14 protein-coding genes are annotated in these 10,815 nt (G+C 32.2%); all 14 read left to right on the forward strand.

All coding sequences use genetic code 11. From position 1 onward, the window contains the following. Positions 1-9 precede the first annotated feature (9 nt). Complete coding sequence (locus tag B2P65_RS12175) at positions 10-2,166, forward strand: chemotaxis protein CheA (protein ID WP_346880219.1); 2,157 nt, start codon at positions 10-12, stop codon at positions 2,164-2,166. A gap of 10 nt (positions 2,167-2,176) precedes the next feature. Next, positions 2,177-2,770, forward strand: coding sequence for a chemotaxis protein CheC (locus B2P65_RS12180; protein WP_346847856.1), 594 nt, complete (start codon positions 2,177-2,179; stop codon positions 2,768-2,770). A 17-nt stretch (positions 2,771-2,787) separates the two neighbouring features. Further along, the gene (locus B2P65_RS12185) at positions 2,788-3,147 is read left to right on the forward strand and encodes a response regulator (protein WP_346847857.1); all 360 of its coding nucleotides are present in this window, start codon (positions 2,788-2,790) and stop codon (positions 3,145-3,147) included. A gap of 16 nt (positions 3,148-3,163) precedes the next feature. Next, entirely contained in the window at positions 3,164-3,562 is a 399-nt protein-coding gene (locus B2P65_RS12190; RefSeq protein WP_346847858.1) for a chemotaxis protein CheW, read from the forward strand. A 26-nt stretch (positions 3,563-3,588) separates the two neighbouring features. Then, the gene (fliM, locus tag B2P65_RS12195) at positions 3,589-4,584 is read left to right on the forward strand and encodes a flagellar motor switch protein FliM (RefSeq protein ID WP_346877349.1); all 996 of its coding nucleotides are present in this window, start codon (positions 3,589-3,591) and stop codon (positions 4,582-4,584) included. Continuing rightward, the gene (gene fliY / locus B2P65_RS12200; protein ID WP_346847860.1) at positions 4,577-5,761 is read left to right on the forward strand and encodes a flagellar motor switch phosphatase FliY; all 1,185 of its coding nucleotides are present in this window, start codon (positions 4,577-4,579) and stop codon (positions 5,759-5,761) included. The genes fliM and fliY overlap by 8 nt, the downstream gene beginning before the upstream one ends. A gap of 121 nt (positions 5,762-5,882) precedes the next feature. Further along, positions 5,883-6,170 (forward strand): flagellar biosynthesis anti-sigma factor FlgM, encoded by a 288-nt coding sequence (gene flgM, locus B2P65_RS12205; protein ID WP_346847861.1) that lies wholly within the window; start codon positions 5,883-5,885, stop codon positions 6,168-6,170. Next, the gene (locus tag B2P65_RS12210; RefSeq protein WP_346877350.1) at positions 6,171-6,581 is read left to right on the forward strand and encodes a flagellar protein FlgN; all 411 of its coding nucleotides are present in this window, start codon (positions 6,171-6,173) and stop codon (positions 6,579-6,581) included. 10 nt (positions 6,582-6,591) lie between these two features. Then, the gene (gene flgK / locus B2P65_RS12215) at positions 6,592-8,280 is read left to right on the forward strand and encodes a flagellar hook-associated protein FlgK (protein ID WP_346878714.1); all 1,689 of its coding nucleotides are present in this window, start codon (positions 6,592-6,594) and stop codon (positions 8,278-8,280) included. 25 nt (positions 8,281-8,305) lie between these two features. After that, positions 8,306-9,241, forward strand: a complete 936-nt coding sequence (gene flgL / locus B2P65_RS12220) for a flagellar hook-associated protein FlgL (protein ID WP_346877352.1) — start codon at positions 8,306-8,308, stop codon at positions 9,239-9,241. An 84-nt stretch (positions 9,242-9,325) separates the two neighbouring features. Further along, positions 9,326-9,727: a flagellar assembly protein FliW gene (gene fliW, locus B2P65_RS12225; protein ID WP_346880220.1), complete on the forward strand. Its 402-nt coding sequence runs from the start codon at positions 9,326-9,328 to the stop codon at positions 9,725-9,727. A 4-nt stretch (positions 9,728-9,731) separates the two neighbouring features. Further along, positions 9,732-9,947 carry a carbon storage regulator CsrA gene (gene csrA, locus B2P65_RS12230; protein WP_346847866.1) on the forward strand — a complete coding sequence of 72 codons (216 nt, stop codon included), beginning with the start codon at positions 9,732-9,734 and terminating at the stop codon, positions 9,945-9,947. A gap of 310 nt (positions 9,948-10,257) precedes the next feature. Next, complete coding sequence (locus B2P65_RS12235; RefSeq protein ID WP_346880221.1) at positions 10,258-10,605, forward strand: flagellar protein FlaG; 348 nt, start codon at positions 10,258-10,260, stop codon at positions 10,603-10,605. 15 nt (positions 10,606-10,620) lie between these two features. Further along, positions 10,621-10,815, forward strand: a 195-nt coding sequence (locus B2P65_RS12240; protein ID WP_346880222.1) for a flagellar export chaperone FliS, incomplete at its 3' end; no start/stop codon positions are given.

Raw genomic sequence — 10,815 nt, forward strand, 5'->3', positions numbered from 1 at the left:
AGGGGTAACATGGACACTTCTCAATATCTATCTATGTTTTTAGAAGAGTCAAGTGATAATCTACAACTATTAAATGAGTCATTACTTATATTAGAAAATGATTCGGAAGATATGGAAATATTAAATCAGATTTTCAGAGTTGCACATACCATTAAAGGAATGGCTGCTACTATGGGTTATACTAAAATGGCAGAACTTACCCATAAGATGGAGGATGTACTTTCTAAGTTTAGAGAGGGACAACTTAAAGTAACCCATGAAGTGGTAACAGTATTGTTTAATTGTTTAGATATTTTAGAATCCATGGTAGGTGATATTACTGATGGAGGTGATGGAGACTTAGAGATTAATAACATTGTAACTCAGCTAGTAAAGATAGCAGAGGGAAATGAAAACATCCAAAAGGAAGAAAATTCATCAGAGGTAATTCAGAATAAAGATAAAGAAGTGGTACAAGATATAATTGGCAGTGAGGAGATTGTAGACTTAGGTCTTGATGAATATGATATTGATACCTTAAAGGAAGCTTTAAAGAATAATTTCAATACCTTCCATGTTCATGTTGGACTTGATGAAAAAACTATTTTAAAATCTGCTAGAGCATTTATTTTATTTCAGACTTTAGAGGAGAATGGAGAAATCCTAAAATCAAATCCAAAGCTTGAAGATTTAGAAAGTGAAAATTTTGATTTTGATATTGATTTAGTATTTGTAACAGAAACATCTCAGGACATAATAAGAAATTCTATTAATGGAATATCTGAAATAAGGCAAGTAGATGTAAGAGATATAAGTGGCTTGGTTATAAATGGTAAAAGTATTAACGATGCTAAAGGAGCTAATGAAGTTGCTGCCACAGCTTTAGCTACTAGTACTAAGGCTACAAATACTGCTGAAATTGCTAAAGACAAAGAAAGTTCTAACAAAGTAGTAGAGCTGAAGGATTCAAAAAATAATCTTAAGGCAAAAACTGTAGAAACAGCACCTAGTACCAAAGAGGAAAATAAAAAACAACCAGTAAAACATAAAAATAAAGGTGTTGGACAATCTGTTAGAGTGGATTTAGAAAGATTAGATAACTTTATGAATATGGTATCTGAGCTAGTAATTCATAGAACTAGATTAGAGCAAATAAGTGCTAATCATAAGATTGTGGAATTAAATGAAACCTTAGAAGAAGTAGCAAGAACTACTACTGATCTTCAAGATTTAGTTATGAAGATTAGAATGTTACCTTTAGATGTAGTATTTAATAGATTCCCAAGAATGATAAGAGATTTATCAATGGAACTAAATAAAGAGATTGATTTTGAAATTCAAGGACAGGATACAGAGCTTGATAGAACTGTAATTGAAGAGATAGGTGAACCTTTAATACATTTACTTAGAAATGCTGCAGACCATGGAGTTGAGTCAGCAGAAAAAAGAATTAGTCAAGGTAAGCCAGCAGCAGGAAAGATAAAATTAATTGCCTATTCTGAAGGTACCAAGGCTGTTATAAAGGTAGAAGATGATGGTAGTGGTATCAATGTAGAAAAGGTTAAGGCTAAGGCAGAGAAAGTTGGTATTAATACTGAAGGAATGAGTGATAATGATATAAAAAATCTTATTTTCTCTCAAGGGTTTAGTACTAATGAAGTAGTTACTGATATATCAGGAAGAGGAGTTGGAATGGATGTTGTAAAAACAAAAATTTCAAGCCTTGGAGGAACCGTAGATGTATTCAGTGAAGAAGGAAAAGGAACCTCCTTTATAATAAAGTTGCCTTTAACTCTACAAATAATTCAATCCTTACTTGTTAAGATTGGAACAGAGACTATGGCTATATCCTTAGGATTTATAGATAGAGTTATGGAATATAATCCAGAGGAAATTAAAAGAACAAATAATAAAGAAATTGTGGTATATAATGATAAGGTGTTTAAATTAGTAAGAATTAATGATAAATTAGATATAGAAAGTAAGGATTATGGAAAAAAATACGTAATACTTGCAAAGGTTGGCGAAAAAGAAGTTGCCTTACTAGTTGATTCATTATTAGGACAAAAGGAAATAGTTATTAAAACATTTGGAAATATACTAAAATCAACAAAAGAATATATTGGAGCTACCATATTAGGTGATGGATTAGTAACCTTAATTTTAGATGTAGCAGCACTTATTTAGGAGGAGAGCTATGGAGTTTACCGAGTTACAAATAGATGCATTGAGAGAGATAGGCAATATAGGTCTTGGAAATGCAGCTACAGCCATGGCGCAAATCTTGGGGAAAGAGATTCAAATATCAGTTCCCCGGGTAAATGTTATTTCCTTAGAGGATATTTTTGAAAGGGTAGATGAAGAAACTGTAGTTTATGCGGTAATTGCAAGAGTTCTTGGTGAAGCCCCAGGAAATATATTATTTATGTTTGATACAGCTACAATGATGAAGATTGCAGAAATGTTAGTTGGAAAGCAAGAGGGAGAAGAGTTAAATGAACTAGGTTATTCAGCCCTTGGAGAAATAGGTAACATAATATTTGCAACCTATATGAATGCCATAAGTCAAATGACTAATTTAAGGCTATTCCCGTCGGTACCGGCAGTAGCAAAGGACATGCTTACAGCAGTGCTTTCCACAACTTTCATTGAATCTGGTCAATTTAATGACTATGTATTAGATATAGAAACAGGATTTTCTCAGGAGAATGAAGACTTAAAAGGTGATTTTTATTTTATCCCAGCGCCAGGGTCTTTGGAAAGAATATTAGAATCATTAGGATTAAATTAACGGAGGTTATGTAGAAAATGGCAAGAGTATTAATAGTAGACGATGCGACTTTTATGAGAATGATGGTTAAGGATATTTTAGAGAAGAATGGATATGAAGTTATTGGAGAAGCTAATAACGGAATTAAGGCAGTGGAGATCTATAAAGCAGAAAAACCAGATATAGTGACCATGGATATTACAATGCCTGAGATGGATGGAATAGAAGCAGTTAAACAAATAAAAGCATTTGACCCAAGTGCAAAGATAGTTATGTGTAGTGCAATGGGACAACAAAGCATGGTTATGGATGCTATAAAGGCTGGAGCAAAGGATTTTATAGTTAAACCATTCCAAGCAGACAGGGTACTTGAAGCTATAAAAAAAGTATTAGGATAATATGGGAGGGATTTTAGTGCAAGTTGTGGTTTTTACAATAGGTGACGAAGAATTCGCAGTAGAGACAAGCAAAGTTCAAGGAATAAACGGACTAATGAAAATCACAAAGGTTCCCAAAGCGGAAAAATATATTAAAGGACTTATAAATCTAAGGGGAAGTATACTTTCCGTATTAGATATTAATCTTCTTTTAGGTATGAATGTAAGTGATGAAAACAATAATAACATTATAGTAATAGATTTAGATGGTGAGCAGGTTGGAATAACTGTAGACCATGTAGAAGAAGTCATGAATGTGGAAGAAGATATGATTAAAAGAGTTCATGAAGATAAAAATAAGCCTTTTATAAAAGGACTTATAAATCTTGAAAATAGAATATTAACTATGATTGATATTGATAAACTACTACAATAGACCCACTGGGTAGAAAGAGGTAGAATATGGCAGAAACCTTATCGCAAAGTGAAATAGATGCACTTTTATCTGCCTTGTCTTCTGGTGACTTAGAACCAAGTGACATTGAAAAAGATGAAGAAAACGTTAAAATTAAAAATTATGATTTTAAAAGACCACAAAAGTTTTCTAAGGATGTTATTAGAGCAGTAGAAGTTATCCACGATAATTATGCAAGGATAGTATCTAACTACTTAACAGCTCAGCTTAGAAGTAATGTTAAGGTGAAGATAGAAAGTGTAGAACAAATAACCTATGAAGAATTTATACATTCTATTCCAAGCACCACTGTGCTTAATTTGTTTAGAATGCCTCCCCTTGATGGTCAAATAATATTAGAGACTAACGAGGAATTTGTCCTTAGAATATTTGATGTTCTAGCTGGAGGAAGTGGAGACAAAAAGCCTAAATTTAAGGAACTCACAGATATAGAAAAAAACATTATTAAGCATGTTAATCAGGAGATGATTTCTAAGTTAAAGTTAGCTTGGGAAGATGTAATGGAAGTAGAACCAATTCTAGATAGTATAGAAACTAATCCAGCATTGAATCAAATTCTAGCTCCTAATGAGCCTGTAGCATTAGTAACTTTTAGTGTAGATATGTTTGATACAAGTTTACTTATAAATATATGTATTCCGTATTTAAGCATAGAAAAAGTTTTAGACAACTTGGTTATAAAAAATTGGTTCAGCACCATAGATAATGAACAAGGTGAAGAGGTAAAAGCAAATATAAACAAAACTATAAAAAATGTAGATGTAGCAATGAAGGCTGTCCTTGGAGAAACGAAGATTTCCGTAAATGACTTCTTGAATTTATTTACAGGAGACATTGTTACCCTAGATAGAAGTTATGATAGTACAGTTGATATTTATGTTGAAGATGAACTTCTATTTAAAGCTAAACCAGGATTAAAGGGTAAGAATAAGGCAGTTCAAATAATTGAATATATTGACAAGGGAGTTGAGAATGATGGATAATTCGTTTCTTTCACAAGAGGAAATAGATGCACTTCTAAATGGAGATGGTGGTTCTTCGGAAACTGAACCAGTTAATGAACCAGCTGAGGAATTATCAGATTTAGAAAAGGATTTATTAGGTGAAGTAGGAAATATATCTATGGGCACAGCAGCCACAGCGCTTTCAGCTGTAGTTGGTAAACCTGTAAATATTACAACTCCAACTATAACTCTTAGTACATTAGATAAGCTGAAAAAAAGCTTTAAAACACCTAATATAGTATTAGATGTTCAATTTGTCAGTGGAATAGTTGGGGGAAATCTATTTATAATAAATATTGAAGATTCAGCTGTTATAGCAAACTTAATGATGGGTGGAGATGGTGTTGTAGAGCCGCCAAATGAACTTTCTGAATTAGAAATAAGTGCTGTTCAGGAGGCTATGAACCAAATGATAGGTTCAGCAGCAACTTCCATGGCAACTATGTTCAGTAGAGAGGTAAATATATCACCTCCTATATCTTCTGTTTGTGATGAAAATTCAGAGGAAATATCTACAGATATATCTGCAGACGAAGAAATAGTGAATGTTTCTTTTAGAATGACTATAGGTGATCTAGTAGATAGTAATATTGTTCAAATATTACCAATTGCTACAGCAAAGAAAATTGTAAGTATTATGATGGGAACTGAGGAAGGTGCACCAGTATCAGAATCTACAAAGGCATCAACTGAAGTGAAAGTTGTAGCTGAGCCTAAAGAAATTTCTATGAATAATGAAGTTGTAGCTAATGAAATAGCTTCAAAAGACACTAATAGAAATGAAAATAATTACAGTGTTCAAGGTCAAGGAATTGTAGAAAATCATGAAGAACCTGTTAACGTGAAGCAAGCATCCTTTGGACAACTAGAAGAAATTAGAGGTGCAGAAATGCCTAAAAATATAGACTTAATATTAGATGTTCCATTAGAATTATCAGTAGAGCTTGGTAGAACAAAGAAGAATATAAGAGATATTCTAGCTCTTACTAGAGGTTCTTTAATTGAATTAAACAAACTAGCAGAGGAACCAGTAGACATTTTTATCAACGGTAAAAGAATTGCCCATGGTGAAGTAGTTGTAGTAGATGAAAACTTTGGCGTTAAAATTACTGAAATTGCTAGTGGAGAGGATAGAGTAAAAAGTCTTTCTAAGTAAAGACTTTTTTTCTATTAATGAGGCAATAACAAGTTTGTAAAAAATTTACTAAAAAACCCTATAAACTTTAATTAAATAGGTTCGAGTATAAAGGTAGAGAGAAGTAGTTGGGAGTGAAAACATGAAAATTAATAATGGAAATATTCACGCTCTATATGTAAATAGCTATAAGACTAAAGAAAATGCTAAAGCAGAAAATTCTAAATCAAACAAGGATATGGTTAAGGATACTTGTCAGCTTTCAACTTTAGGAAAGAGCTTGAATAAATTAGCATTAGAAGAAGAAAGTGTTGGTATCAGTGATAAAGAAGTAGAAAAGATAAAAAGTAGAGTTTCTAAAGGAACCTATACTGTGGATTCACAGGTTTTGGCTAAGGCTATGATGGCATATGGGAAAGGTGGACAATAGATGAAAAACCAGCTTAAAGGAATATTAGAAGAAGAGCTAAAGGCAATAAAGGCTCTTATAGATATTTTAGAAGCTCAACATGAACTATTGGTTCTTCAAGATGTGTTTAAATTAGAAGCTATAACTAAAGATATTGATGATTGTAGTAGAAACTTAGCAAGAGCTGAAGGTTTAAGAAGAAGCTTAACAGGTAAAGAATCTATTAAAAAAATAGTAGAAGAAGTAGATGAAAAGGAAATTACTCATATATATGATGAGATGGTTAAAGCTATTAACGCTTTAGTAATTCAAAAGGAAACTAATGAACTACTAATAAAACAAAGTCTTAGCTATACAAATTCTATGTTAGCTATGATAAGTCCTAAAAAAGAGCCGGTAGTTTATAATGGATATGGAAAAATAAAGAGATAAGGAGAAGGTTATGTCAGGATTATTTGCAACATTAAATACATCAAAGGGCGGTATGTTTGCTCAACAGCAATATATCAATGTAACTAGCCATAATATTTCAAATGCTAATACGCCAGGTTTTTCAAGACAACATATTGTACTTCAAACAGCAAGACCTCAAACCATAGCAGGGGGCGTAGGACAGATTGGTACAGGAGTAACAGTAAGTTCCATTGAAAGAACAAGAAATCAGTTTCTTGATTTTCAAATAAGAAAAGAAAGCTCTCTTCTTGGAAATTATGGTGTTAGACAAGATTACTTATCAGAAATTGAAGGTATTTTTAATGAACCTTCTGATACAGGAATGTCAGAACTTATGTCGGAGTTTTTCGATGCTTGGCAAACTCTTTCTAAAAATCCAGAAAAGTCTGATGCTAGAACAGTAGTAGCTCAAAAGGCAAAAGCTTTAGCAGATGAATTAAATCATACTTATAAGAAGTTAAATGATACTAAGGATAATGCAGCTAAAGAAATACAAAACAACCTTTTTGAAGTAAACACTATTCTTGATCAATTAAATTCTATAAATAAAGAAATAATAACTGTTACCATTGCAGGGAACAATCCGAATGACTTATTAGATAGCAGAGATTTACTTTTAGATGAGCTAAGTACAAAGTTTGGTATCGATACTAGAAATCAAATACTTAATGGAATTACTTGTAAACCAGAAGATAATGACTCTATGAATCTAATAAGAAATAAAGATTCTCAAGATATTAATAAATTAGGATTTGTAAATAAACTAACAAAAAATCCAGATGGAAGTTATGATATAGAATACTATAAAAATGGAGATATGACTTCAGATAAAAATAAGGTTACATTAACAGGAGTTACCATTTCTGATGAGCAATATGAAAATTTAAATAATGGAAGAGTACTTGTTACTGAAGAAGATGGAAGTGTGAATCTTACAGGTGGAGCATTAAATAATGATCAAATATTTAATCCATCCTCAGGAAGACTAGGTGGACTTCAATCAATTCACGAAGATGCTGAAAGTTACATCGAACAAGTTAATACCTTGGCAAAGACTTTAGCATTTGCAGTAAATGCTATTCATACAGAAGGAGTTCCAGCAGGTGAACAGTATGCCTTCTTTGTTAATTCAGGAAATGACCCTCTTGATTACGATGGTATTACAGCAGGAAATATAACAATGAATTCAGATATCCTAAAAAATGTTATGCTAATTCAGGCTGGAGCAAGTAAGGGTTCAGGTTCTACTGATGGAGATAGAGCAGGAGCATTAGCAAGCCTAAGAGACTTTGGACTTAATATAGATAGTATTCAAAGTGGTAAAAAGAAGGATGGCTCAGTATATGACTATAAAGCTTTTGTAGAGGAACATCTAGGTACTACTGCTGGAGGAGAGGTACCAAAGTTTAATACTATAGATGGAGGAGTCAAGGTAGAGGGATTCTTTAAAAATACTATAAATAAGTTAGGAGTTCAGTCTGAGGAAGCTACTAGAATTGTTAAAAACCAAAACACTTTGTTAAAGGGACTTGTTGAAAGAAGACTTTCAACTTCAGGAGTATCCTTAGATGAGGAAGCTATAAATCTTGTACAATTCCAACATGCCTTCCAAGCTAATGCAAAGGTAATAACAACGGTAGATCAACTCCTTGATGTAGTAATTGGTCTAGTTAGATAAAAAGATAAGAAGTTGAGGTGATAAAATGAGAATAACTCATGGTGTAATGGTTAGTGGCTTTTTAGGTGATATGAATACTAACTTAAATAGCTTAAACAAAATACAAAAGCAATTAAATACTGGTAAGGTATTTTCAAAACCTTCAGATGACCCTTTTAAAGTAGCAAGATCCATGCAGATGTATTCAGAAATAAATGCTAATAAACAATATAACACTAATATAAAGGATACTATAAACTGGATGGATACCACAGACACAGCTCTAAGCAATGGTACTAAGTGTCTTCAAAGAATAAGGGAACTTATGGTATCTTCTGGAAATGCTGCCTATGGTTCATCAGAACTTACTGCTATTAAAGAAGAGATAAATGAGAGAGTAGCAGAATTTGGACAGATCTTAAATACTAGCTTTGATGGAAAGTATATCTTTGGTGGTAAAGATGGAGCTTTAAAACCAGTAGAAGTAAATTTAGATGGGGTAACAGGTGAAAATTCCATAAGTATATCAGGAGATGAAAATATTATAAATAAATCTCTAAAAGTAGAGATATCTTCTGGTGTTAAAGTGGATTACAATGTAAATGCTGTAGAAGTTTTAAAGTTTAAGGACAAAGCAGGTAATGATATTGAAGTTACACAATTCTTTGATGACCTTCTACATAACTTGAGTGATGTAAATGGTAAGTCTAAGGTTGTAGGAGAAAACTTGGATCAGATGGATAAGGTAATAGAAAATATGATTAGTATAAGTGCTAAGGTTGGTACTGTGCAAAATAGGATGGAAAGTGCTAAGGAGCTGAATACAGCACAAAATGAAAACCTTACAGAAATACTATCTGGTAATGAAGATATAGATTTCATGGAAAAGAGTATGGAGATGGCTGTAGCAAGAACCATCTACGTAGCATCCCTACAAACTAGCTCCAAAGTCCTTCAGCCATCAATTCTAGACTTTTTATAGGATTGGAAATTCTTTTCCGTGACAGGATAAGTGCTTGAAGCAAAATTTTTATTAAGAAACTCTAAAAAGATAAGAGGTGTTATGATGACCGCAGAGAAAAAAGATAAGAATGTTATTACCTTTAATAATGGGTTGCCGGGGTTTGAGAGTTTAAAAACTTTTGTTCTTGAGGAGATAGAAGGGTCAGAGCCTTTTAAGACCCTTAAGTCTACAGAGGATGAGAATATTGGCTTTGTTACTATAGTTCCCTTTGATTTCAAAGTGGATTATGAAGTTAAGTTAACGGAGGCTGTTATAAATTCTCTTAAGATAGAAGCTCCTGAAGATGTTTTGATTTTAAATACGGTTACTCTTAATAGCGATGTTAAGAAGATAACTACTAATTTAAAGGCTCCTATTATAATAAATTTGAAAAATAACCTAGGGTATCAAATGATTCTAGATAGGGAAAACTATAGCATTAAACATCCCTTAATAAAGGAGTGATAGTATGCTAGTGGTAACAAGAAAACCAGGTGAAGGAATTAAAATTGGAGACAATGTAGAGATAACTATAGTTAAAATTGACGATAACTCTGTTAAGGTATCTATCAATGCACCTAAGGAAGTTAAAATATTAAGAAGTGAACTTTATAAAGAAGTAGGAGAAGAAAACATCAATGCTTCTAAAATAAACATGGAGCTATTACCTAAAATAAAAAAATAATTTTATACATAACCCCCAAATAGTTAAATATTCACACTTTTAACTATATGACTATATAAATAGTTAGCTATATAAATATAAAACTATACAGCTATATAACTAGTTAAATAGTTAACTAGTTGTTGTCATAGTGCGGGGTTTAGAGGTTTATCCGATGACTACCAGCTCTAATACTCCATCTTATTTGAAGTAGGAGTAAAGAGCTGCTACGTCNNCTAAGAACTCTGTTTATATATAAAAATCAGGGAAGATAATTAATATAATTTACAGAAACATTTATTATAAAATATTATAATTTGGGGGAATTAATATGGAAGTTAGTAGAGTTAATGTTGGAAGAGCCATGGAAGGTGTAACTCCAGCAAGAGAAGTTCAACCTATAACACAAAATAATGCAACGACACAGGAAGCTATAGATAAAAATCAAAATTATAAATTAGAAGAGATTCATAAGGCCGTTGATAAACTTAATAAATTTATGGAAGACGAAGATATCCATGCAGAGTATGAGGTACATGATAAATTTAATCAGATAATGATAAAAATAGTAGATAATAAAACCAAGGATGTATTACTTGAAGTACCACCAAAAAAAATCCTAGATATGGTTGCTAAAATGTGTGAAATGGTGGGGATACTTGTAGACAAAAAGGCCTAAACTGGAGGAGATAAAATGTATAATGCAGGTGCTAATGCATATAACGCGTACAAAAGTAATAGTGTTAATTATGCTTCTAAGGAGCAGTTATTATTAATGCTTTTAGATGGAGCTGTAAAATTTGCTAAAATGGCTAGACAAGCTATATTAGATAAAGATGTAAAAAGTAGTCATGAAAATCTTGTTAAGACTCAAGATATATTTACAGAA

Source organism: Clostridium sp. UBA3061, assembly GCF_002367465.1.
Taxonomy (GTDB): domain Bacteria; phylum Bacillota; class Clostridia; order Clostridiales; family Clostridiaceae; genus Clostridium_J; species Clostridium_J sulfidigenes.

Coding starts and splice junctions, on each gene's coding strand:
- flgK (WP_346878714.1), top strand. CDS start 6,592: ATGTCAGGATTATTTGCAACATTAAATACATCAAAGGGCGGTATGTTT.
- B2P65_RS12235 (WP_346880221.1), top strand. CDS start 10,258: ATGGAAGTTAGTAGAGTTAATGTTGGAAGAGCCATGGAAGGTGTAACT.
- fliW (WP_346880220.1), top strand. CDS start 9,326: ATGACCGCAGAGAAAAAAGATAAGAATGTTATTACCTTTAATAATGGG.
- flgM (WP_346847861.1), top strand. CDS start 5,883: ATGAAAATTAATAATGGAAATATTCACGCTCTATATGTAAATAGCTAT.
- B2P65_RS12210 (WP_346877350.1), top strand. CDS start 6,171: ATGAAAAACCAGCTTAAAGGAATATTAGAAGAAGAGCTAAAGGCAATA.
- B2P65_RS12180 (WP_346847856.1), top strand. CDS start 2,177: ATGGAGTTTACCGAGTTACAAATAGATGCATTGAGAGAGATAGGCAAT.
- B2P65_RS12175 (WP_346880219.1), top strand. CDS start 10: ATGGACACTTCTCAATATCTATCTATGTTTTTAGAAGAGTCAAGTGAT.
- fliM (WP_346877349.1), top strand. CDS start 3,589: ATGGCAGAAACCTTATCGCAAAGTGAAATAGATGCACTTTTATCTGCC.
- B2P65_RS12185 (WP_346847857.1), top strand. CDS start 2,788: ATGGCAAGAGTATTAATAGTAGACGATGCGACTTTTATGAGAATGATG.
- flgL (WP_346877352.1), top strand. CDS start 8,306: ATGAGAATAACTCATGGTGTAATGGTTAGTGGCTTTTTAGGTGATATG.
- csrA (WP_346847866.1), top strand. CDS start 9,732: ATGCTAGTGGTAACAAGAAAACCAGGTGAAGGAATTAAAATTGGAGAC.
- fliY (WP_346847860.1), top strand. CDS start 4,577: ATGGATAATTCGTTTCTTTCACAAGAGGAAATAGATGCACTTCTAAAT.